The 22,206-nt window shown below is 69.5% G+C and carries 25 protein-coding genes and 1 pseudogene; 6 read left to right on the top strand and 20 right to left on the bottom strand.

Translation table 11 applies throughout. The annotated features are described in order from the left end of the window. Nucleotides 1-19: 19 nt before the first annotated feature. The 7 genes from ACZY1G_RS01435 to ACZY1G_RS01405 all read right to left on the bottom strand — a co-directional run bounded on the left by ACZY1G_RS01435 (nucleotide 20) and on the right by ACZY1G_RS01405 (nucleotide 5,585). Entirely contained in the window at nucleotides 20-436 is a 417-nt protein-coding gene (locus tag ACZY1G_RS01435) for a thiol-disulfide oxidoreductase DCC family protein (RefSeq protein ID WP_463813249.1), read from the bottom strand. 65 nt (nucleotides 437-501) lie between these two features. Beyond that, complete coding sequence (locus ACZY1G_RS01430) at nucleotides 502-927, bottom strand: hypothetical protein (RefSeq protein WP_463813248.1); 426 nt, start codon at nucleotides 925-927, stop codon at nucleotides 502-504. Then, the gene (locus tag ACZY1G_RS01425; protein ID WP_463821394.1) at nucleotides 924-2,132 is read right to left on the bottom strand and encodes a DUF58 domain-containing protein; all 1,209 of its coding nucleotides are present in this window, start codon (nucleotides 2,130-2,132) and stop codon (nucleotides 924-926) included. Before ACZY1G_RS01425 ends, ACZY1G_RS01430 begins: the two co-directional genes overlap by 4 nt. Continuing rightward, nucleotides 2,129-3,094: an AAA family ATPase gene (locus ACZY1G_RS01420; RefSeq protein ID WP_463813246.1), complete on the bottom strand. Its 966-nt coding sequence runs from the start codon at nucleotides 3,092-3,094 to the stop codon at nucleotides 2,129-2,131. The genes ACZY1G_RS01425 and ACZY1G_RS01420 overlap by 4 nt, the downstream gene beginning before the upstream one ends. After that, nucleotides 3,091-3,573, bottom strand: a complete 483-nt coding sequence (locus ACZY1G_RS01415) for a hypothetical protein (RefSeq protein ID WP_463813245.1) — start codon at nucleotides 3,571-3,573, stop codon at nucleotides 3,091-3,093. The genes ACZY1G_RS01420 and ACZY1G_RS01415 overlap by 4 nt, the downstream gene beginning before the upstream one ends. After that, nucleotides 3,570-4,499, bottom strand: coding sequence for a DUF4129 domain-containing protein (locus tag ACZY1G_RS01410; RefSeq protein ID WP_463821392.1), 930 nt, complete (start codon nucleotides 4,497-4,499; stop codon nucleotides 3,570-3,572). The genes ACZY1G_RS01415 and ACZY1G_RS01410 overlap by 4 nt, the downstream gene beginning before the upstream one ends. 72 nt (nucleotides 4,500-4,571) lie before the next feature. Beyond that, a complete protein-coding gene (locus tag ACZY1G_RS01405) occupies nucleotides 4,572-5,585 on the bottom strand; it encodes a L,D-transpeptidase (RefSeq protein WP_463821390.1) in 1,014 nt (337 codons plus the stop codon). Nucleotides 5,586-5,759: 174 nt separating this feature from the next. On the opposite strand from ACZY1G_RS01405, the gene ACZY1G_RS01400 reads away from it, so the two are divergent. The 4 genes from ACZY1G_RS01400 to ACZY1G_RS01385 all read left to right on the top strand — a co-directional run bounded on the left by ACZY1G_RS01400 (nucleotide 5,760) and on the right by ACZY1G_RS01385 (nucleotide 9,063). Beyond that, nucleotides 5,760-6,059, top strand: a complete 300-nt coding sequence (locus ACZY1G_RS01400) for a thiamine-binding protein (RefSeq protein WP_463813242.1) — start codon at nucleotides 5,760-5,762, stop codon at nucleotides 6,057-6,059. A 71-nt stretch (nucleotides 6,060-6,130) separates the two neighbouring features. Next, nucleotides 6,131-7,354, top strand: coding sequence for an esterase/lipase family protein (locus tag ACZY1G_RS01395; RefSeq protein WP_463821388.1), 1,224 nt, complete (start codon nucleotides 6,131-6,133; stop codon nucleotides 7,352-7,354). 68 nt (nucleotides 7,355-7,422) lie between these two features. Next, the gene (locus tag ACZY1G_RS01390) at nucleotides 7,423-7,728 is read left to right on the top strand and encodes a hypothetical protein (protein ID WP_463813239.1); all 306 of its coding nucleotides are present in this window, start codon (nucleotides 7,423-7,425) and stop codon (nucleotides 7,726-7,728) included. 69 nt (nucleotides 7,729-7,797) lie between these two features. Then, complete coding sequence (locus ACZY1G_RS01385) at nucleotides 7,798-9,063, top strand: HNH endonuclease signature motif containing protein (RefSeq protein ID WP_463821386.1); 1,266 nt, start codon at nucleotides 7,798-7,800, stop codon at nucleotides 9,061-9,063. Here ACZY1G_RS01385 and ricR read toward each other — a convergent pair. Beyond that, the gene (ricR, locus tag ACZY1G_RS01380) at nucleotides 9,060-9,374 is read right to left on the bottom strand and encodes a copper-sensing transcriptional repressor RicR (protein WP_463813237.1); all 315 of its coding nucleotides are present in this window, start codon (nucleotides 9,372-9,374) and stop codon (nucleotides 9,060-9,062) included. The two genes, ACZY1G_RS01385 and ricR, sit on opposite strands and share 4 nt — an antisense overlap. Next, the gene (locus ACZY1G_RS01375) at nucleotides 9,371-9,934 is read right to left on the bottom strand and encodes a DUF305 domain-containing protein (RefSeq protein WP_463821384.1); all 564 of its coding nucleotides are present in this window, start codon (nucleotides 9,932-9,934) and stop codon (nucleotides 9,371-9,373) included. The genes ricR and ACZY1G_RS01375 overlap by 4 nt, the downstream gene beginning before the upstream one ends. A gap of 78 nt (nucleotides 9,935-10,012) precedes the next feature. On the opposite strand from ACZY1G_RS01375, the gene ilvD reads away from it, so the two are divergent. Together ilvD and ACZY1G_RS01365 are read left to right on the top strand one after the other, a co-directional pair. Then, nucleotides 10,013-11,725 carry a dihydroxy-acid dehydratase gene (ilvD, locus tag ACZY1G_RS01370; RefSeq protein ID WP_463813235.1) on the top strand — a complete coding sequence of 571 codons (1,713 nt, stop codon included), beginning with the start codon at nucleotides 10,013-10,015 and terminating at the stop codon, nucleotides 11,723-11,725. Between the two features lie 7 nt (nucleotides 11,726-11,732). Further along, nucleotides 11,733-12,347: a LysE family translocator gene (locus tag ACZY1G_RS01365; protein WP_463821382.1), complete on the top strand. Its 615-nt coding sequence runs from the start codon at nucleotides 11,733-11,735 to the stop codon at nucleotides 12,345-12,347. Here ACZY1G_RS01365 and ACZY1G_RS01360 read toward each other — a convergent pair. The 11 genes and pseudogenes from ACZY1G_RS01360 to ACZY1G_RS01310 all read right to left on the bottom strand — a co-directional run bounded on the left by ACZY1G_RS01360 (nucleotide 12,344) and on the right by ACZY1G_RS01310 (nucleotide 22,194). After that, entirely contained in the window at nucleotides 12,344-13,345 is a 1,002-nt protein-coding gene (locus ACZY1G_RS01360; protein WP_463821380.1) for a LacI family DNA-binding transcriptional regulator, read from the bottom strand. The two genes, ACZY1G_RS01365 and ACZY1G_RS01360, sit on opposite strands and share 4 nt — an antisense overlap. Continuing rightward, the gene (locus ACZY1G_RS01355; protein WP_463821378.1) at nucleotides 13,342-13,992 is read right to left on the bottom strand and encodes a nucleoside/nucleotide kinase family protein; all 651 of its coding nucleotides are present in this window, start codon (nucleotides 13,990-13,992) and stop codon (nucleotides 13,342-13,344) included. Before ACZY1G_RS01355 ends, ACZY1G_RS01360 begins: the two co-directional genes overlap by 4 nt. Then, nucleotides 13,989-14,897, bottom strand: coding sequence for a PfkB family carbohydrate kinase (locus ACZY1G_RS01350; protein ID WP_463821376.1), 909 nt, complete (start codon nucleotides 14,895-14,897; stop codon nucleotides 13,989-13,991). Before ACZY1G_RS01350 ends, ACZY1G_RS01355 begins: the two co-directional genes overlap by 4 nt. Next, the gene (locus ACZY1G_RS01345) at nucleotides 14,875-15,663 is read right to left on the bottom strand and encodes an ATP-binding cassette domain-containing protein (protein ID WP_463821374.1); all 789 of its coding nucleotides are present in this window, start codon (nucleotides 15,661-15,663) and stop codon (nucleotides 14,875-14,877) included. Before ACZY1G_RS01345 ends, ACZY1G_RS01350 begins: the two co-directional genes overlap by 23 nt. Then, nucleotides 15,660-16,655, bottom strand: a complete 996-nt coding sequence (locus ACZY1G_RS01340; RefSeq protein ID WP_463813228.1) for an ABC transporter permease — start codon at nucleotides 16,653-16,655, stop codon at nucleotides 15,660-15,662. The genes ACZY1G_RS01345 and ACZY1G_RS01340 overlap by 4 nt, the downstream gene beginning before the upstream one ends. Further along, a complete protein-coding gene (locus ACZY1G_RS01335) occupies nucleotides 16,652-17,674 on the bottom strand; it encodes a substrate-binding domain-containing protein (RefSeq protein WP_463813227.1) in 1,023 nt (340 codons plus the stop codon). Before ACZY1G_RS01335 ends, ACZY1G_RS01340 begins: the two co-directional genes overlap by 4 nt. A 93-nt stretch (nucleotides 17,675-17,767) precedes the next feature. Beyond that, the gene (locus ACZY1G_RS01330) at nucleotides 17,768-19,243 is read right to left on the bottom strand and encodes a sodium:solute symporter family protein (RefSeq protein ID WP_463821372.1); all 1,476 of its coding nucleotides are present in this window, start codon (nucleotides 19,241-19,243) and stop codon (nucleotides 17,768-17,770) included. Nucleotides 19,244-19,255: 12 nt separating this feature from the next. Beyond that, nucleotides 19,256-20,784 (bottom strand): annotated as a pseudogene (locus tag ACZY1G_RS01325) (thiamine pyrophosphate-binding protein); the annotation flags it as partial. Between the two features lie 264 nt (nucleotides 20,785-21,048). Continuing rightward, complete coding sequence (locus ACZY1G_RS01320) at nucleotides 21,049-21,489, bottom strand: SRPBCC family protein (protein ID WP_463813223.1); 441 nt, start codon at nucleotides 21,487-21,489, stop codon at nucleotides 21,049-21,051. Then, complete coding sequence (locus ACZY1G_RS01315) at nucleotides 21,490-21,771, bottom strand: GlsB/YeaQ/YmgE family stress response membrane protein (protein ID WP_463813222.1); 282 nt, start codon at nucleotides 21,769-21,771, stop codon at nucleotides 21,490-21,492. A 39-nt stretch (nucleotides 21,772-21,810) separates the two neighbouring features. Continuing rightward, nucleotides 21,811-22,194: an SRPBCC family protein gene (locus ACZY1G_RS01310; protein ID WP_463813221.1), complete on the bottom strand. Its 384-nt coding sequence runs from the start codon at nucleotides 22,192-22,194 to the stop codon at nucleotides 21,811-21,813. Between the last annotated feature and the right edge of the window lie 12 nt (nucleotides 22,195-22,206).

Genomic DNA, 22,206 nt, shown 5'->3' with positions numbered 1-22,206 from the left:
ACCGTACGGCACGGCACGCTCAGAACAGGAAGCGAGCCCGCACCTCCGGCGCCGGGATGGGACACGTGTCGTGGGTGCCGAAGATGCGGTACCGGACACGGGCGAAGCCGTCATAGAGCCGGTCGCGGACGGGCGCCGGGATGGCTCTGGCGAGCAGCAGCGCCCGCCACGGCCCGCCGAGGTATTTCGCCACAGCCAGCGCGGCGGCCGATCTCACGGAGACGCTCTCGTCGGGCCTGCCAGGGTTGTCCACGAACACCACAGAGTCCACGTCGGCCAGGAACGGATGGCGGGCGAGGACGCCGGCGCCGAAATCGCTGTCGAGCGCAGCGAACCGCAGATCGCCGTCGCGGTCGAGCCGCAGGATGGTCTGTACGGCACCGTTGCAGAATCCGCAGATGCCGTCGTACAGCAGAACCGGCGTATTGGCGTCCATCGCATACCTCCTCGCGCCGACATCAGGGTTCCCGCCCGCGCGGCAATGATGCCGAATGTGAGATATCAGATGCTCGGTCGATCGGGCGCGATGAACGGCCGCACCGCGAGCAGGTACGCGGCCAGCAGGACCAGGGGCGCGGCCAGCGGAATCCAGGGCAGTTCGATCGGTACCGCGACGACGAGGGTGGCGGCCGCGGCGAATCCGACCGCGAATGCCATCGTCGGTACGGTCGCCGCGTCGTGCCGGGTGACCAGGTAGGCGGTGGCCGCAAGGCCGGAGAGCGCCGCGGCCAGTGGCGGGGTGCCGGCCAGCACGACGGTCAGGACGGTCGCCGCGACGGCGACCGTGGCTGCGGGTCGCCACCAGATCGCGACGGCGACGGCGACGGCGGCAGCGCCGGCCGCGACCAGCGCCCACCCCGCCCCGTCACCGACCGCTGCGCCGATCATCACCGCGGCAAAAGCCAAGGGCAGCAACACCTTGTTCATCGCCGCCGCTCCGGGAGCAGAGCCATCGCCTGGTCCAGGGTGGCCTCGTCAGGCCACGCCACGATGTCGACCCCGACGGTGGCCATGTCGCGATACATGAAGGCGCGCTGCATCGCCCACACCCGATCGACGAGCGGATCGATCTCACCCTCGACGGGGCAGCCCTGCAGCACGTCGACCGCCACCACCGGATGGCCTCGCCGGCGCAGGTCGATCAGTGCGAGCGCGAACTCGGTGTCGAGCATGGTGGAGAACGCGACGACGATCGCGCCGGCGGGCAGCGCGGGGCGCGGCGCGAGGGTGCCGGTGCCCGATTCATAGGTGCTGCCGATGGCGCCGAGCATCGTATCGAGGATGCGGTAGAACTGGCGGGCGCCGATGTCGGCCCCCAGCCAGCGGGTGGTGCGGCCGCCGAGCGCGACGAGCCCGGCCCGGTCGCCGTAGCGCAGCGCGCTCTGCACCACCTGCGCGGCGCCGCGCGCGGTCCGCTCGGTCGCAGCGGTGGCCGGCCCCGGCGGTTGCGGATACGTGTCGAAGAGCACCACCACGTCGGCGGCCCGGTCGGTGAGCCGCTCGGTGATGTGCAGGGCGCCGCGCCGGGCGCTGACGGGCCAGTTGACGGTGCGCAGCTGGTCGCCGGGCACGTAGGGCCGGATGTCGGCGTACTCGACGCCGGGGCCGGTGTGCCGGGTCAGGTGGGTGCCCAGGCGGTCCAACAGTTCGGTGCGTGGGATCGCAGTCGACTGCGGCGGCGCCACCGGGAACACGCAGACCTGTGCGGCGGGCGCGGAGCCGGCTCCTTCGAGCAGCCCGCCGCGGCCGAGGACGCGCACCCTCGCCTCGATGGGATAGCGCCCCCACCGCGGCGCCTGCACCGTGACCGTCGCACCCGAGCCGTCGACGGTCATCCCGGGCGGGGCAACGGCCGTGACGGCGACGGTACTGCCGTCGTCGGCGTGGGCGCCGACCGTGACCAGCACCTGCTCACCTTCAAAACACCTCTGCTGAGCCGGTTCTCCGCTCACCGACACCGTCGGCACGGGTCGTTGCCATGCCAGAGAGCAGAGCACCGCCACCAGCGGTGCGCCGAAGGCGATCAGATCCCAGCGGCCGGTCAGCACGGCGACACCGAACGCAAGCGCCGTACACGTCGTCGCCGATCGCGTCAACGCCGAAGCACGCCAACGCAACTCGACGACTGTCACGAGGTGCCCCTGGCGCGCGGAACGGGCGTGCGGCGCAACAGGTCGTCGACGACGTCGGCGCCGGCAACCTTGCGCACCCACATCTCCGGCCGCAGGCTGATGCGGTGCGCCATCACCGGCACGGCCAGCGCCTTGACGTCCTCCGGGATCACGAAATCGCGGCCGGCGAGCAGCGCGCGGGCGCGGGCCAGCTGCACCAGATCCAGCTCCGCGCGGGGGCTCGCACCGACGGCGACCTGCGGGTGGTGCCGGCTCGCTGTGGCCAGCGCGACGACGTAGCCGAGGACGTCGTCGTGCACGGTGACCAGCTCGACCGACTCCTGCATCGCGATGAGTTCCTGCGCGGTCACCACCTCGGTCACCTCGGGAGGCGCCGAGCCCCGCTCCAGCCGGCGCCGCAGCATCGTCGTCTCGTCCTGTGCCGACAGGTATTTCAGCTCCAGCCGCAGCGCGAAGCGATCCAGCTGGGCTTCGGGTAGCGGGTAGGTGCCTTCGTATTCGATCGGGTTGTCGGTGGCCAGCACCAGGAACGGCTCGGGCAGCGGATGGGTGACCCCGTCGATGCTGACCTGGCGTTCGGCCATCGCCTCCAGCAGCGCTGCCTGCGTCTTGGGTGGGGTCCGGTTGATCTCGTCGCCGAGGAGCAGGTTGGTGAAGACGGGGCCGCCCCGGAACTCGAACCGGCCCGACTGCATGTCGTAGATCGTCGAACCCAGAAGATCCGCGGGCAGCAGGTCCGGCGTGAACTGCACGCGGGTGAACCGCAGCCCGAGGGCGGCGGCAAAAGACTTGGCGATCAACGTCTTTCCCAGACCGGGCAGATCCTCGACGAGAACGTGGCCGCGGGCGAGCACGGTGATGAGGATCAGCGTCAGCGCCTCCCGTTTACCGACGACGGCCCGGCCGATCTCGTCGAGCACGGCCTCGCACGCCGCCGTCGTGGTGGCCAACGGCGCGTTCACAGTCGGGCCAGCCGATTCAGGATCTCGTCGAGGACGTCGCGCCCAGGCCCTGGCTCGGTGGCGCCGGTGCGCGAGATGTTGTTCGGGTCCACCCACGGCCAGAGCCGCTCGCCGAACAGCATCCGCCCGGTCGCATCGATGCTGTCGGCGTCCTTGCGTTTCCGGTTGCCCGCCGCGAGTTCGAACTGGCGCGCCAGCATCGGCCGCAGTCTCCGATCCCAGTCGGCGCGCGACGAGTCGGCCCATGAGATCAGCGTCTCGGTGCGAGAATGCCAGCGCTGCAACGAGATCGTCGCGGTATCGGCGGCAGCGTCGAGCTCGGTGTCAGTGCGTCGGGTGAGGTGCCAGCGGATCCACACCAGCGCGGCCACCAATGCAGCGCCGGTCACGGCGATCACCAGATCGCGGTCGGCGAGCGCGAACGCACAGACCTCCACCGCGACGACCAGCGCCACGGCGGCCGCGACGACGCGGGTCACGAGGCGCCCTGCAACTCTCGCTGCACCACCTGCAACGCGCGCACGGCCTCGTCGCGGTGTCCCTCGTTCATCACGTGGGGAGAGAAGCGCGCCTCCTCGAACAGATCCACCAGCTGCGCGGCGCTGACCGCATGCACGGCGCGGCGGGCGACCGCGCGGGCGAGCACCTCGGCCGGGGTGTCCGAGGCCTGCGGGACGGTGCCCGGCGATTTCTCCAGCTCCTGCTCCATCGCGACGTAGCAGGCGATGATCGCCTCCCGCGGATCGCGGCTGCGGTCGCCGACCTCGGCGAGTCCCCGCTCGGCCGCGCGGGCCAGATCCGGGGCGGGCGGTGGCGGTGAGCCCGTCGTGGGCCCGTCACCGGCAATCGGCGCCGGGGTGGTCCGCCTCAGGCGCGCGAGCAGCGTCGCCAGCACGGACAGCGCGACCAGCACGACGGCCGCACCCATCAGCAGGTCGAACATGCTGCCATCTGCCCCGCGCTCGGGGCCGGCCCCAGAACCGTCCGCCGGCGCGTCGGGCGCGGCCGTGGGAGGCGATGGCGCTCCGGGGTCCGACGGGTCGATCGTCGACGCCCACCGCATCAGCAGCAGGACGATCAGCAGCCAGGCCAGCAGCACGGCCCCGGCGATCAGCAGCATCCGCCACGAGATGGCGCCGCCGGCGCCGGCATCGCGCCGTGGCGGCTCGCTGTCGGCGTGGTGGGGGCGCGGTGTTCGGGCCCGCGCGAGCACCGACACAGCCAGCGCCGTCACCGACACAGCCAGCATGATCACGACGGCGACCTGGGAGCCCGATCCGTCGGGATCGTCGTCGGGCGTCGGGGGCGGTGCCCCGGGGAGAATTCCGCGCAGCGCGGCGATGGCGAACAGCGTCAGCAGGAGCACGCCGACGGTGCGGACCACTGCCTTGCCGTCACCGGGCATCCGCGCCCACCCTTCGCCTCACACCATCGTGGCACGGGGGTGACCGCTAGCCGGCCGGTCCAGCTCAGTTCGTCAGAACATCTGCCAATCGGACCCACCGTCGGGCTGGTTGTACAGCCCGCCCTTGGAGTTCTTGACGACGACGGGATCACCGCTGCCGAAGTTGTCGTAGAACCACTGGGCATTCGCGGGGCTGAGGTTGATGCAGCCGTGGCTGACGTTGCGTTTCCCTTGGTCGCCCACCGACCACGGCGCGCTGTGCACGAAGATGCCGCTGTTGTCGATGCGCACGGCGTCCTGCACCTTGAGTTTGTAACCCTCGGCCGAGTCGACGGGCACGCCGTAGGTCGAGGAATCCATGATGATGTCGGCGAACTTCTCCAGCACGTAATAGGTGCCGTTCTTGGTCTCGTGCTTGCCGTCGGTCTTGCCCATCGACACCGGGAACGTCTTCTCGACGACGCCGTTGCGCACGACCGTCATCGTGTGGGTGGTGTCGTCGACGGTCGCGACCAGTTGCTCGGGCACCGTGAAGTTGGACTTCGTCCCTGCGGCGTCGATGTTCACGACGGTGCCGGCCGGCCAGAAGTCCTGGGGGCGCCAACGCAGCTGCGTGTCACTGGTCCAGTAGAAGCGGCCGGGCACCGGCGGTACCGAGGAGATGTGGACGGCGTCCTGGGCCATCTGCCGGTTGGCGATGGGCCGCTGGAAGTTGATGTAGATCGGCTTGGCCGCACCCACGATCGAGCCGTTGGTGGGGTTGAACGACGGCGGCACGAAGGGCGGCTGACCGACGAACGGCGTCGGGTTCTGCCCGGCGGGCGTTCCCTCCGGGATCGGCATCGGGTCACCGGGGATCACGGCGAACGGGTCGGCCGCGGTGGGAGTCACGGCAGGCGCGGGTGGCGGCGCGAACGGGTTCGGGAACGCCAGCGGGTTGGGCGGCGGCGCGAACGGATCTGCAGGCGCCGGCGGCGGCGCCACGTCGGGCTGCGCGAGTGCCGCCGGGGCGCTGAGCACCATGCCGGCGACCACGGTCATCACCGACAACACGGCGATCAACCGACTCCTGTTTGCCTGCCGCATGCAAGTACCTCCAAGTCCCGCGACTGCACCCAGTGTGGCACAGCGTCGGGAACGATTCTCCTGGCCAGCGGGCTGACGTATCCCGGGCAGCCGCCATCGTGGTGGCCCTGACCTGCACTGATGATCGTCGCCGCGGCGCCGAGTGTTACGCGGGCGCGACCGTAGGCTCGACGGATGATCGTCGCATTCAGCATCAGCCCCCTGGCGGGGGACCAGAAAGGTGGAGTGGGCGACGCGGTCGCCGAAGCGGTGCGGGTGGTGCGCGCCTCGGGTCTGCCCAACGAGACCAACGCCATGTTCACCAACATCGAGGGCGAGTGGGACGAGGTGATGGCCGTGGTCAAACAGGCCGTCGATGCTGTCGCCGCGGTGTCCCCGCGCGTCAGCCTGGTCCTCAAGGCCGATATCCGGCCGGGTTACACCGGGCAGCTCACCGCGAAGGTGGCGCGCATCGAGGACGCCCTCGGTCAGTGAGCACGTTGCCTCGTCGGCGTCAGAACCTTACCCTGGAGTAAGTACAACTGTTCACCGAAGGGGGTTCCGGCATGCGCACCAAGGACATGCAGTCCCTCGGCGAGGTGGCGGCTGAGGGCCTGAGCGTGCTGAACACACTGGTCCGCGGCGTGCACACCGGTATCGCAAGCCGCGTGTTCAGCTCCATCGGTCCCGCGGCGCGGCCGGTGGAGATCGTTCACGATGCGATCGCCGGCGCGGTCTACGACGCACTGGACGTGACGGGTGCGCGGGTCCCTCAGAAAGTCGCCGAGCTCGCCGCAGCGGGGCTCGCCTTCGACGACGACCAGCCGCTCGACGAGCGCAGGGGTGTCGCCGAGGCCATCGCCGCACTCAACGGCATCTACGGTGACGAGCTGGCCGAGCGCGGCAACGAGTTCGCCGCTCCGATGGCGATCCGCGTGGACGGACGCGCGGTGGCGTTGACCCCCGGCGCGATCAACGACGCATTCCCCGAACCCACCGACAAGCTCGCGGTGTTCCTCCACGGGCTCTGCCAGACGGAGTCGTCGTGGCGCCGTCCGCCGCGCCCGACCACCGGCGCGCCGTCGACCTGGTATGGCGAACGCCTGCACGAGGATCTGGGCTACACGCCGATCGCGATCCGCTACAACACCGGTCTGCACATCTCCACCAACGGGCGCTCTCTCGACGACCTGCTGACCCGGCTCCTCGAGGTGTGGCCGGTTCCGGTCAGCCGCATCGCGTTGATCGGCCATTCGATGGGCGGGCTGGTGGCTCGCTCGGCCTGCCACTACGCCAACGAGCGCAATCGCCGGTGGTGCCGGGCCACCCGCCAGGTGGTGTGCCTGGGTTCTCCGCATCTCGGCGCTGACCTGGAGAAAGGCGTCAATGCCGCGAGCTGGCTGATGATCCGGCTGCGTGAGACACGGGCGATCGCCGAGCTGCTCAATCTGCGCAGCGACGGCATCAAGGACCTGCGGTTCGGCTCCGTCCTCGACGACGACTGGGCCGAGGCGGACCCCGACGAGTTCCTGCGCGATCGGTGCCGGGAGGTGCCGTTCCTCCCCCAGGCCCGCTACCACTTCGTCGCGACCTCGGCGGCACCGACCGCGCTCGGCATGGTGGTCGGCGATCACCTGGTGCGTCCGGCCAGCGCATCGGGCCGCGGCCGCAAGCGCCGCCTGCCTTTCGAGGACGACGCCGGCCTGGTGCTGACCGGTCTGCACCACTTCGATCTGCTCAACCATCCGGAGATCTATCAGCGTCTTCACGAGTGGCTTTCGCGCAAGTGAGCTGGGGCGTGAGCGAAACCACAGCACAACGACGTTCGGAACCCCCTGTCGCACAGCGACTCACAGATATGGACACACACGACAAGCACGCATCGCCCGACCGGGCCGCGCCGTTGGGTCCGGTGGCCGGCGAAACACTCAAGGACGCGGCCAACTGGCCGGGCCACACGATGATCGCGGTCGGTTTGATCGCGTTCGCGCTCTCGCTCTGCGGGTTCGCCGTCGGCAGAAGCGGATTGGCACTGGTGGCCGCGGCGGTGTCAGCGGCCGGGCTGGTGTCCGGCGTGGGCTGGCTCTACGCCGAGCACCGCAGGCTACGCACGCGCGGCACCGACATCGCCGTCGAGCGGCCGGAGGACGTGCCGCCGGCGTAGTCATCCCCAGAGCCGTTTTCATCCCCAGGCTCGGGGTGAATTGTCAGTGGCCGCTGGGAGATTGGGGTCATGTCTCCGAGCAGTTCCTTGGCCATCGATGAGCGGTTGTCGGTGCTGCATGAGGAATTGGCGGAGCTGACGGGGCAGCGCAATGCGATCGATGCGCGGATCGTGGCGATCGCTGCCGAGATCGACCGCGACGAGCTGTGGGCCGCGGCCGGAGCCCGCTCGACCGCGGGGTGGCTGGCGTGGAAGGCGGGGGTGTCGCCGTCGGGGGGGCAGACGATCGCGGCGATCGCGGCGCGCTACGACGAATTCCCGCAGTGCATCGAGGGGTTGCGGGAGGGCCGGTTCTCCGTTGATCAGGTCGGGGTGATCGCTGAGCATGGCCTGCCGGGCTCGGACGAGCACTTCGCCACCATGGCGCAATCCGCGACGGTCACCCAGTTGCGCACTGCGTTGAAGATGCAACCCAAACCCATCCCGGAACCGCGGCCCGACGACGAGGCAGAGGATGAGGACGGCGTGCCCGTCGTCGATCCGGGGCCGCAGGTCTCGATCACTACGACCTCCGATGAGCAGTACACGTACTGGCACATCGCGCTGCCACACGTCGAGAACGCCGCCTTCGACGCGGCGCTGGCATCGCACCGTGACGCGCTGATCTCCGAATGGACGGCCACCGACCTTGATGGGCGGGCGTCGATGCCCGGCAACGCCGCGGCGTTCCTGCGGTTGGTCGACGCGAGCTGGGACGCCGAAGCGATCGCGCGTCCGCACGGGCAACGCACCACCGTGGTCGTACACGTCGATGTAGCCAGCCGAGTCGCGAGCCTGCACTTGGGGCCCGTTCTGCCCGACGGCGACCGCCGGTACCTGGCCTGTGATGCCACCTGCGAGGTGTGGTTTCACCGCGACGGGCAGGTGATCGGGGCCGGGCGTTCAACCCGGACGGTGAACCGGCGCCTACGCCGGGCGCTCGAGCATCGCGACCGTGTCTGCGTGGTCCCCGGGTGCGGGGCCACCCGCGCACTGCACGCCCATCACCTGGTGCACTGGGAGGACGGCGGCCCCACCGAGCTGTGGAACCTCGCCCTGGTCTGCCCGTATCACCACCGGGCCCATCACCGCGGCCTGATCACGATCACCGGACCCGCCGACCAACTCATCGTCACCGACTCTGTCGGTCGAGCGTTGACCTCCGCGTCGCTGGCACGACCGCCAACCCAACCACCGCCGGATGTCGCACCATGTCCCGGTCCGACCGGGGAACGCGCGAATTGGTGGTGGTACCAGCCCTACGAGCCGCCCGGTCAGCCGTCTGGGTACAGCTAGGAGCGCACCAGCCGCGCGATCGCGGCGGAGGCTTCGGCGAGCTTCGCGTCGGCCTCCTCACCCCCCGCGGCGACGGCGTGCGAGACGCAGTGGCCGAGGTGCTCGTCGAGCAGGCCCAGCGCCACCGACTGCAGGGCGCTGTTGACGGCGCTGATCTGGGTGAGGACGTCGATGCAGTACTTGTCCTCGTCGATCATCTTGGCGATGCCGCGGACCTGGCCCTCGATGCGGCGCAGCCGCTTGGCGTAGTTCTCCTTCTGCGCCGAGTACCCGTGCGAATCGGTGTCCTCGGCATGGCTGTCATTGCTCACGGGCTGCCCTCCAGCATCGTGGTCATCTGGTTGAGTTCGGCCGTCTGCGTCGACACCATCGTCTTCGCCATCGACACCACGTCGACGTTCTGCCCACCGGCGATCTCGGCCTCGGCCACGGCGATCGATCCCCGGTGCTGGTCGATCATCGACTGCAACCACAGCCGATCGAAGGCGGGGCCCTGCAGCGGTTCCAGCTGCGCCAGCACCGCCGGAGCCTGGCTGGCGGCCATCTTCGGCCGCTGGTCCCACTGGACGAGGAAGACGTTGAGGGCATTGATCTGGAGCTGCTGCTGCGTTCCGATGCGCTGGGCCTGACCGATCACGTCGGCGTTGGTGGAGCGCCGCGGGACTGCATCCGCGAGCGCGATCGCGGCCCGGTGCCGGTCAATCATCTCGTCGGCGAACGTGACGTCGGCGGCGTTGTATCCGGCGGCCTCGCCGGCGATAACGGGAGCGTCCGTCGTCGACGACGTCGCCGGTGCCGCAGGGGGCCCACCGCAACCGGTCAGCGCGGCAGCGGCAGCCACTGCCGCGAGCGCTTGGCGGACCTTCGACATGCCGCCACACTACCCGTACCCCTCGGGGGTATCCATATTGGTTTTGCCGGGGGAAATGCCAGGCGCATAATCGTGCGCATGCCCAACTCGCACACCCCGGCGACCCCGGACATCAAGCCCCGCAGCCGCGACGTCACCGACGGGCTGGAGAAGACGGCCGCCCGCGGGATGCTGCGCGCCGTGGGCATGGGCGACGACGACTGGGCCAAGCCCCAGATCGGGGTCGGCTCGTCGTGGAACGAGATCACCCCGTGCAACATGTCGCTGCAGCGGTTGGCGCAAGCGGTCAAGGCCGGGGTCCACGAGGCGGGCGGCTACCCGCTGGAATTCGGCACCATCTCGGTGTCCGACGGGATCTCGATGGGCCACGAGGGCATGCACTTCTCGCTCGTCTCCCGCGAGGTCATCGCCGACAGCGTCGAGACCGTCGTGCAGGCCGAGCGCCTCGACGGCACCGTGCTGCTGGCCGGCTGCGATAAGTCCATCCCCGGCATGCTGATGGCGGCCGCGCGGCTGGACCTCGCCAACGTCTTCCTCTACAACGGCTCGATCATGCCCGGCGTCGCGAAGATGACCGACGGATCCGAGCGCGAAGTCACGATCATCGACGCCTTCGAGGCCGTCGGCGCCTGCGCCCGCGGGTTGATGTCCCGCGAGGACGTCGACATCATCGAGCGTGCCATCTGTCCCGGCGAGGGTGCCTGCGGCGGCATGTACACCGCCAACACGATGGCGTCTGCCGCCGAAGCGCTCGGCCTGTCGCTGCCGGGCAGCGCCTCCCCGCTGGCCGTCGACACCCGGCGCGAGGACTACGCGCGCAGGTCCGGCGCCGCCGTCGTCGAGATGCTGCGCCGCGGCATCACCGCACGCGACATCCTGACCAAGGAGGCGTTCGAGAACGCGATCGCCGTCGTCATGGCGTTCGGCGGGTCCACCAACGCGGTGCTGCACCTGCTGGCCATCGCGTGGGAGGCCCAGGTCGAGTTGACGCTCGCCGATTTCACCCGCATCGGGAACAAGGTGCCCCACCTGGCCGACGTGAAGCCGTTCGGCCGCCACGTGATGAAGCACGTCGACGAGATCGGCGGCGTGCCCGTGGTGATGAAGGCGCTACTCGATGCCGGTCTGCTGCACGGGGATTGCCTCACCGTCACCGGTCAGACCATGGCCGAGAACCTGGCCCACATCGAGCCGCCGGATCCGGACGGCAAGGTGCTGCGGGCGATGAACAATCCGATCCACCCCACCGGCGGTATCACGATCCTGCACGGCTCGTTGGCACCGGAGGGCGCGGTGGTGAAGTCCGCCGGCTTCGACTCCGACGTGTTCGAGGGCACCGCACGGGTTTTCGAGCGCGAGCGCGCCGCGCTCGATGCGCTGGAGGACGGCACGATCACCCACGGCGACGTCGTGGTGATCCGCTACGAAGGCCCCAAGGGCGGACCCGGCATGCGGGAGATGCTGGCGATCACGGGCGCGATCAAGGGCGCGGGGTTGGGCAAGGACGTGCTGCTGATGACCGACGGCCGGTTCTCCGGTGGCACAACGGGGCTGTGCGTGGGCCACATCGCGCCGGAGGCCGTGGACGGCGGCCCGATCGCATTCGTCCGCGACGGTGACCGCATCCGCCTCGACGTGGCCAACGGGACGTTGGACATCCTGGTGGACGAGGCCGAATTCGATTCGCGCAAGGCCGGATTCACTCCGCTGCCCCCGGTGTACAAGACCGGCGTGCTGGCCAAGTACACCAAGCTGGTCGGCTCGGCGGCCGTCGGCGCGGTCTGCAGCTAAATTCGCGATGACTGTGGCGTTCCTGCTGACCAGCCTGATCGTGGTGATCACGCCGGGCACCGGCGCGCTCTACACCGTGGCCAGCGGCCTCTCGCACGGCACGCGGGCGTCGCTGCTGGCCGCGGTCGGGTGCACGCTGGGCATCGTGCCGCACATGCTGGCCGCGGTGAGCGGGCTCGCCGCGATCATGCACAGCAGCGCCATCGCGTTCCAGACCGTGAAGTACCTCGGGGTGGCCTATCTGCTGTACCTGGCGTGGGTCACCTGGCGTGACGACTCCGACCTGGTCGCCGCCGACGCACCCGCCGCCCCGCCGGGATCGTGGCGCATCATCGGCACCGCGATCGCGGTCAACACGCTCAATCCGAAGCTGACGCTGTTCTTCTTCGCCTTCCTGCCTCAGTTCGTCGACCCCGCCGCCGGTTCTGTCGTCGGCGAGATGCTCGTGCTGTCAGCGGTTTTCATGGCGATGACGCTGGTGGTGTTCGCGGCCTACGGCGTGTTCGCCGCGGCGGTGCGCAGCCACGTGATCAGCCGCCCGCGCGTCGTGAGGGGGCTGCGCAAGACGTTCGCCGCGACGTACGTGGCGCTGGCCGCGCGGATGGCGCTCGCCTCCCGCTAGCCCCGGCAGCCGCAGGAGTTGCGGCGATGGAACGCCGTCGGCACCCGGATGCGTTGTGCCGCACTGTGGGGTTCACGCACGCGCCGCAGCAGCAGTTGAGCCGCGGTGGCGCCGATGGTCTCGATGTCCTGCGCCGCCGCAGTCAGCTTGGGCTCGAACAGATCCGACCACTCGAAGTCGTCGTAGCAGGCGAACGCCACGTCGGACGGGATCGCCAGGTCGAGGCTGCGCAGCGCCTTGAGGGCGCCGATCGTCATCGCGTTGTTCATCGAGACCAGCGCGGTGGGCCGGTTCTCGACGCCCATCGCGGCGCGCACCTCACGTTCGGCGACGTCGGTGCTCGACTCACCGTCGATCACCAGGGCGGGGTCGAGGGGGATGTCGTGGGCGGCCAGGGCGGCGGCGTACCCGTCGAATCGCTCGACAGTGGAGGAGATTCCGGCGATGCCGCGCACCACGGCGATCCGTCGGTGCCCGTGCTCGAGCAGGTGCTCGGTGAGGGCGCGCGCCGACTCGACGTTCTCGGCCCCCACCTGATCGCAGTCGATGTCGACGGCACGGTCGATGAGGACCAGCGGCGTGCCGGTGCGCACGATCGCCGGCAACGTCGTCCGCTCCGAGCCGGCCGCAGGGGCGACGATCATCCCGTCGGCCTGCCGGTCCAGCAGGGAGTCGGTGACCCGCTTCTCTGATTCCGCGTTGTCGTGCGAGTCGCCGACGATCAGCACGTAACCCGCTTCCGAGAGCGCCGTTTCGACCGCGTGCACGAGGTTGCCGAAGTACGGGTTGGTCAGCGCCGAGATCGACAGCCCCACCGTGTGGGTGCGCCCGGCCGCCAGCGAGCGGGCCACGCCGTTGCGGCGGTAGCCGGTCTCGGCGATCGCCGCCTCGACCCGCAGCCGCGTGCGGGTGTCCACCCGGCGGGTCCCGTTGATCACGTGCGAGACCGTGGACGCGGAGACTCCGGCCAAGCGCGCGACGTCGCCCATCGTGGTCATGGCAACCGCAGAATGCGATCGGCCAGGCCGGCTGTCGACTCGATCAGCTGGGCGTTGCGCTCGTCGGATCCCAGTGCCCAGAACTCCGCCTCCTGCGGCGACTTTCCGAACGCCTCGTGCCGGCGCACCAGCCGCTCGTGCCGAATCCCGGTGTCCGGGGCCAGGAACCACACCTCGTCGACGCAGGCGCGGGCATCCGGCCAGGCACCGGAGTCCAGCAGCAGATAGTTGCCTTCGGTGACCACCAGCGGGATCGACGCGTGCACCGGGATCGACGAGCCGATCGGTTCCTCGATCTCGCGCCGGAACCGCGGGGCATAGATCACGGCGTCACCGTCTCGCTGTGTGCGCAGCGCGGCGAGCAACCGTGCATACCCGTCGTCGTCGAACGTGTCGTGCGCGCCCTTGCGATCGCGCCGGCCCAGGTCGAGCAGCACCTCGTTGGCCAGGTGGAAGCCGTCCATCGGCACCAGCACCGCATCGCGGGGGCCGAGCGCGTCGACCAGTTGTTCTGCGACGGTGGACTTTCCGGCCCCCGGCGCGCCGGTCAGCCCGAGGATGCGCCGGGTACCGGGCGTGACCAGCGCCCGCGCCCAGGCGATCAGCTGCTCGACGGTGGCGGTGTCGACGTCCTGCTCGATGGTCACCCTTGCCGCCTTCGATCGTGGGAGAGTTCGGCCAGCCAGGCCCGCGGTCCGATCACCGAGCACCGCAGCGCGGCGACTCGCGCCGCGGCTTCGATGCGCTCGGTCAGGCGGACTGCACCGGCCGCACCGAAGTAGCAGTATGCGCCGTGGAACGCGTCCCCGGCGCCCAGGGTGTCGCGGGCCTGCACCTGCGGCACCGCGACGGTGCCGGACTCACCGTCCGACCACCACCGGACCGGCGCAGCGCCGCCGGTGATGACGACAGTGGGCACACCGTCGCCGAGAAGCGCGGCGGCGGTCGCCTCGGCGCTCTCGGCGCCGGGGGTGCGAAAGTCGCCGGAGCACACCATGTCCGGTGCATGCGCGACGAGGTCGCTCATCACCGGTTTCCAGCGGCCCGCGTCGACGACGCAGGGCACCTTCGCCGCGGCGGCCGCGCGTGCCGCAGCGACCCCGATGACCGGGTGGTGCCCGTCGACCAGCACGACGTCGGCGCCGGCGACGAGGTCGTCGAGCGCCGCCGGCGCGGCAGCGTCGGAGGCGACCGCGTCGAGGGAGACCACCGAGCGGTCCCCGGTCGCGTCCACGACCGACACACTGGACACCGGGACCGGGCGAGCCGTTCCCGCCGCGGCGTCGATCACCTCGACGCCGTAGGCCACCAGGTCGCTGCGGACGAGGTCGGCGACTGGGTCGGTTCCCAGTGCGGTGACCAGGACCGCGTCACCGCCGAGCGCGGCGAACGTCACCGCCGCGTTCGCGGCCGGACCGCCGGCTGCGACGAATTGCGCAGCTGCGGTGATCTTCTGGTTCACCGCGGGCGGCTCGGCGATGCGGTGGATGACGTCGAGGGTCGCCAGGCCGACGAAGATCCCCCGCCGCTCAGAGGCCGGCGCGTTCCTCATCGGTCGGCTCCTCCGCGCCGGTCATCAGTGCCACCACCTCGGACATCGACCGCTGCTTCGGGTCGACGACGCCGGCACGCTGCCCCAGCCGGTGGATGTGGATGCGATCGGCCACCTCGAAGACATGCGGCATGTCGTGGCTGATGAGCACCACCGGAATACCGCGGTCCCGAATGGATTTGATCAGGTCGATCACCTGCCCCGACTCCCGCACACCGAGTGCGGCGGTCGGCTCGTCCATGATGATCACCCCGCGGCCGAACGCCGCCGCGCGAGCCACCGCGACACCCTGACGTTGCCCACCGGACAGCGTCTCGACGGCCTGGCTGACCGCCTTGATGCCGATCTTCAGATCAGACAGGTGGCGGGAGGCGTCCTGACGCATGCGCGGCATGTCGAGGCGACGGAAGACGCTGCCCGCGATGCCTTTTCGCCGGACCTCTCGGCCGAGGTACAGATTCGAGGCGATGTCGAGGGCCGGCACCACCGCGAGATCCTGGTACACCGTCTCGATTCCGGCGGCACGTGCGTCTCGGGTGTTCTTGAACGACACCGGTTGCCCGTTCATCAGGATCTGACCCGAGTCCGGAATCACCGCGCCGGCAAGAGCTTTGATCAGGCTGCTCTTACCCGCACCGTTGTCGCCGATGACGGCGAGCACCTCCCCGGCGCGTAGCTCGAAATCGGCGCCGTTGATCGCGGTCACGTTTCCGTACTTCTTGACGAGGCCGTGCGCTTCCAGAGCTGGGTTCGTCGTGGTGGTCATCGTGATCTCCTGCGGGTGAACTGATCCAGAGCCACCGCGACGATCACCAGGACTCCGGTGGCGATGTTCTGGTAGAGGTTGTCGACGCCGGCCTGTGTGAGCCCGTTGCGCAGCACGCCGACGATCAGCGTGCCGACCAGCGTGCCGCCGACGCCGCCGCGACCGCCGAACAGGCTCGTCCCCCCGATGACCACCGCGGTGATGGTCTCGAGGTTGGCGTTCTGGTACGCGTTCGGGTCCGCATTGGGGATACGGCCCAGCGCAGCCCACGCCGCGATCGCGGCGATCACGCCGGTGGTGACGTACACCGACAGCAGCACCCGGCCGGATTTGATGCCGGACAGATCGGATGCCTGCGGGTTACCGCCGACCGCGTACACGTGCTTGCCCCACGCGGTTTGGGACAGCGCGTACCACGTCACGAGGTAGACCAGCAGCATCGCGACGACACCGAACGTCGTCGAGAACGTCCCGATCCGGAACGACGTGCCCAGGAACGTCAGCGGTCCCGGCGTGACCCGGTAGGTCTCCGAGCCGGCGAGCAGCCGGGTGGCGGCCTGGATCGCCGTGAACGTCCCGAGGGTGACGATGAACGGCGGCAACCGCAAGGCGGTGACGAGCCCACCGTTGAGCGCGCCGAACACCACGCAGACAGCCAAGGTGGACCCCAGGGCGACGACCGGCCCGTTCGCGCCGGCACTCTGGGCCATCACGATGGTCCCGAAGACGGCCACCGCCCCGATCGACAGGTCGATGCCGGAGGTCAGGATGATCAGCGTCTGCCCGACCGCCAGGATGCCCACGACCACCGACTGCTGCAGGATCAGCGACACGTTCTGCGGCTCGAGGAACGAGTCCGAGATGACGCTGAAGATGATGATCGCCAGGACGAGCGCGACCAGCGGGCCGAGCAGGGGTTCACGCAGGAGGTTCGATACCGTCAGCCGACTCGACAACGACGGCTTCGTTTGTGGTGCAACGCCGCTCGTCATGACCCGGCGGTACCCCAGCAGTTCTGCTCACCCCAGGCGGTGTCCTTCGACGGCAGGCCCGGCATGGGCTTGTCGGTGATGAGTTCGGAACCGGTGTCGTTGAAGCCGCTGGGCTTGGTGCCGTCCTTGGCGAACTTGACGACGGCCTGCACGCCGAGCTCGGCCATCTTCGCCGGGAACTGCATGACCGTCGCGCCGATCTTGCCGGCCTTGACGTCGGCCACACCGGTGCAGCTGCCGTCGATCGAGCCGATGGTGATCTGCGCGGCCCGGCCGGCCGACTGGATGGCCTGGTAGGCGCCGGCGGCTGCCGGCTCGTTGATCGTGTACAGCGCGTTGATCTGCGGCGCGCGCTGCAGGATGTTCTCCATCGCGGTCTGCGCCTTGGTCTGATCGCCGTTGGTGTTCTCCTGCCCGACGATCTCGGGCGAGTTGTTCGTGATGCCGAAGCCCTCGAGGAAGCCGTCGTGGCGGAACGTGTCCACGGTGCCGCCGGGGGTGCCGTCGAGCATCACGACCTGCGGGGCGGCGTTGCCGAGGGCCGCCTTCACCCACTTGCCCTGGCTGACGCCCGCGGCTTTGTTGTCGGTGGCGAAGGTGGCGTCGACCGCGTCCTCGGGATCGGTCGCCGTGTCGAGCGCGATGACGATGACGCCCGCATCGCGGGCCCGCTTGATCGCGTCGAGCACGCCGGTCGACGAGTTCGGCGTGATCAGAATGCCTTTGACGCCCTGGCCGACCATGTTCTCGATCGCGGTGACCTGGCCTTCGTTGTCGCCGTCGAACGCACCCGCCAGGGCGACCAGCTGGGCGCCGTCCTTGTCTGCCTGCGCCTGCGCGGCCTCGCGGAGTTTCACGAAGTACGGGTTGGAGTCGGTCTTGGTGATCAGGCCGACCTTGACGCTGTCCGATCCGGAGCCGCCGCTACACCCGCTCAGCCCCAACACCAGTGAACCGGCCATCACCACCGATCCGATCGCGAACGCCGCGCTCTTGCGCCTGCCAACGGTGCCGACCATGTGGACTCCCTTGTCCCGGGCGGCGCCCGACGCGCCGCGGTTGGACGGGAGCCTAAGTGGAAGGCAAGCGCTTGCGCATGCGCTTTCGCGAAATTACTCCGAACCGGTTCTCGCCGCGTCCGCCCGCTCGCGGCCCGCCAGCCGGGCATCCCACTCGGCCAGCACCTCCGGCGACGTCTTCGGGGTGGCGAGGCTGGCAACCACGTACACGACGAGGCTGGCAGCAAGGCCGTAATAGATCGGCTCGTTGGCCAGCACGTCACCGACCACCGCCATCGTGCCCAGGGTGACGACCGTACCGACCGCCATGGACCACAGCGCGCCGGTACCGGTCGCCCGCCGCCACAGGAAGCCACCGAGGATGGCGACCAGCAGTCCGCCGACGAGGATGTCGTAGGCGATGGTCAGCGCGGCCACCACGTCGTCGAGCAGCGCGGCGATCACGATGACCACGATGCCCAGGGCCACCACGTAGCGGCGGTCGGAGTGCACATCCCGCTCGGCGTCCGGAGCTGTCTCCGCAGTGCGCCCGAACGTCCGTGCCAGCAGCGGTTTCACATCGGTGCGGGCGACGGTGGCGGTGGCGATCAGCGCACCCGAGGCGGTCGACATCATCGCCGCCACTGCCGCGGCCAGCACGATGCCGCTGATGCCTACGGGCAGAATGGTTTCCGCGATCTGAGCGTAGACGTCGTCGGAGGTTTCCACGTCGGGTAGGAAGGTCGAGGCCGCCGTCCCGATCAGCGCACCCGCGATCCCGTACAGCACGCAGTACAGCGCGGCGGTGGTGCCGCCCCACTTCGCTACCTGCGGCGAGCGGGCGGTGAACACCCGCTGCCAGATGTCCTGGCCGATGAGCATGCCGAAGCTGTACACGACGAAAAACGTGATGATCGTGGGCATTCCGATGTGGCCGAGGTCGAACGCAGCGTCACCCGCGCGCTCCCGGATCCCGGCGAAGCCGCCGGCCTTGCTGAGGGTGAACGGCAGCAGCAGGGCGAAGATGCCGATGGTCTTGAGGACGAACTGCACCATGTCGGTCAGCGTGATCGACCACATCCCGCCGATCGACGAGTACAGCATCACGGTGAGGCCACCGATCAGGACCGAGACCGTGCGGTCGGTTCCGAACAACACGTTGAACACCGTCGCGTAGGCGATCGTCGACGTCACCGACAGCATCAAGGTGTAGGCCGCCATCACGATGCCGGATGCCGACGTCGCGTCGACGTCGTAGCGCAACCGCAGCATCTGCGCGACGGTGTACACCTTGAGCCGTTGGATGCGGCCGGCGAACAGCAGGCTCAGCGCCAGCAGCCCGACGGCGATCGCGACGACCAGCCACATACCCGACAGACCCCACTTGTAGCCGAGACCGACACCACCGACGGTGGACGCGCCGCCGAGCACCACCGCCGCCATCGTGCCCGTGTAGAGCGTGGGACCGAGGCGCCGTCCGGCGACGAGGAAGTCGGCCGAGTCCTTGGTCCTGGTCTTGCCCCAGAAGCCGAAGGCCAGCATGGCGAGGAGGTAGACGACGATGATCGCGATGTCGAGCGGCTTGCCCATGGTGACCTCCTAGGTGACTGAGAACATCCGCAGCGTTGCGCGGAGTACGACGACGGCAGGCCCGCGCGTCTCGAAGGTGCGTGCCACGACGTCACCGACGTCGGCCAGCGTGGCCGTGTGCGCCGGAACACCGAAACTGGTTGCGAGCGACGCGAAGTCGGGCCGAGCCAGTTCGGTGGCGGTGGCCTGGCCGAACTCCTCGGTCATGTACTCACGCAAGATGCCGTAGCCGCCGTCGTCGACGATCAACCACGTGACGTCCGCATCGTGCTGACGGGCGGTGGCCAGTTCGGCGATCGAGTACATCGCCCCACCGTCGCCGGACACGGCCAGCGTCCGGTGCCCGGTGCCGATTGCGGCCGCCAGCGCGGCCGGGAAGGCGAAGCCCAACCCGCCGGCGCCCTGGGCGGAGTGGAACTGCCCGTCGCGCGGATCCCACGCCGACCACGCCCAGTACGCAGCGATGGTCATGTCCCAAAATGTCTGTGCCGCAGCGGGAGCGGCGGATCGCAGGGCACGCATCAACGCCAGTTCGGCGGCGACGTCCTGCGCGGCGAGACGCTCCTCGACGGCCGCCCGCAGGGCGGCAGCGATGTCGGAACCCGTCGTCGTCTGGCGCGGTGTCACCCGCCCGGCGATCTCGGTCAGGGCTCGTGCGGCGTCAGCATGCACGGCCAACGCCGGGTGATTGGCCCCCAGTACGCGCTCCTCGGCATCGACGTGGATGACCGTGCCCGACGGCTGCAGACTCCAGTAGTTGCTGGTCACCTCGCCCATCGCGGTCCCGACCGCCACCAGTACGTCGGCCCCGGCGAGCAGTTCGGTGGTGAACCGGTCCTCGATCCACGACGCGGCGGAGAGGGCATGGTCGAACCGGATCGCCCCTTTCCGCCGACGGTCGACACCACCGGGGCGTCGAGCAGTTCGGCGAGAGCGACCAGGGCCTGCGGGCCGCCCGGTGAGCGGCGGACGCCACCCCCGGCGAGGATCACGGGCCGCTGCGCCGAGTCCAGCAGCGCCGCCGCCGCGGCGACGACATCCTCCCGGGGAGCGCGGGCGCTGACCGAGGTGGACACCGAGGTCACCGGCGGCACGGCGGCGGCGTCGAGCAGCACGTCCTGCGGAACCTCGACCCACGTCGGCCCGGCGGGCGCCGACTGAGCCAGCGACCAGGCGTCGGCCAGGAGACTCGGCAACTCTGCCGAGTTCATTGCCACCGCAGTGCTTTTGGTGACGTTGCGCGCGCTGAGCGCCTGGTCGTCGAGTTGGTGCAGGGCGCCGCGGCGCAGCCCCATGTACGCCCGAGGCACCTGGCTCGCGATCACCAGCACGGGCACCCCGGTCGCGTACGCCTCCTGGAGCGCTCCGAGCGCGGTCAGCGCCCCCGGTCCGGTCGAGAGGAACAGGACCCCGACGTCGCCGGTGGCGCGCGCGTACCCGTCAGCGCCGAACGCCGAGTTGTTCTCCACCCGAGAGCTGACGAACGTCAGGCCGCTCCTGCGGATGGCGTCGAACAACCCCAGCGCGTTCTGCCCGGGAATCCCGAACACGTGGGACACACCGAGTGCCGTCAACGTCTCGACGACGACATCGCCACCGTTGCGGTCCATCGCGGGTCCTTGTCGGGGTGAGGGGATGCGGTGCGGCTCACGCTAAAGCCGCGCCTACCCTCCCGCAAGCAGTTCGGTCGTCGCGATCAGGGACTCGATCACGATCTACCGGCTCACGCGGAGATTGTGGCGCAATGCAGCTGCCAATCCCGTCGATGGCGCGTGAAGTGCGCGCTGTGGCGCTCCGAAAAATCTTCACCCACCTTTGACGGCGAGCACCCTCTTCCGCAGACCGTCGGTGGCCGTCTCCATCAGACCCTTCGCTCCCCGTTTGATCAGGAAGCCGGGCAGGGGCACGGTGGGGTCGACGGTCAGTTCGAACCTCACGCGGGTGCTGTCCCCATCGGGGGTCAGCGTGTAGCGGCCCTCTTGCGCCCGCTGCTGCTGGGAACTGACCAGCGTCCAACTGACCCCGTCGTCGTGCACCGAGTAGTCGAGCACCTGCTCGTCGCTGACCCCGACGATCTTCACCACCTGTCGAGATCGTTTGGGCCGGCCCTCCTCGTCACGTTCGAGGATCTCGACCGACTGATGCGACGAGGACCACTCGGTGAGCGACTCGAGGTCGTACAGCACGTCCATGATCTCCGCGGGAGACGCTTCGATGACGGTCTCGCGCGTTTCGGTGACGGCCATCTAGACGCGGGGTCCGGTGCGGCGCTTGCCGGTGATGCCGAGATAAGCCGCGATCAGCACGATCGCGAAGATGACGCCGACCAGGAACGGGATGATCTTGAAGCCACCGTTCTGGTTGGAGTAACCGAGCTTGTAGGAGACCCACGCCCCGAGGAACGAGCCGAGCGCACCGAGCACGATCGTCATGAGGACGCCGATGTTCTGCTTCCCGGGCATCACGAGCCGGGCCAACGCCCCGACGATGAGACCCACGACGATGGCGCCGATGATTGTTCCGATCACGATGTGCTCCTTGTTAGCAATGTCCCGACGGCCGCACGGTTACCCGTCCGCGCCAGAATCAACCGCCATCTCGCCGATGCGACGCAGACCCACAGCGAGCACCGGTAGATAGGCGGGTGCCCACACGGGTGCACTCATCCATGCTCGGCAGCCGCCCCCCGCCGGTTCGACGCCGTGGCGGGTCGCCGGCACTCCGGCCACGCGCCACGCCCACGTCCTGCCCGGGACGAGTTCGGTGATGGTGAAGGGCAGGGGAACACCGACGGGTGTCCAGACCCGGCCGGTCGCGCCGACTTCGAAGCCGCCGCGGTCCAGTTCGGCGCCGGCGACGGTCGGCCCCCAGACCGGCCAGGCGTCGAGGTCGACCAGGAGTTGCCACACCGTGTCGGCGGGCGCGGGAATCCGTCTGCTCACTGTCCACACGGGGTACGGAGT

The sequence above is a fragment of the Mycobacterium sp. IDUB_5 genome, from assembly GCF_055419565.1.
The sequence above is the reverse complement of the archived record's forward strand: the minus strand, read 5'-3'. Positions and strand labels throughout refer to the sequence as shown.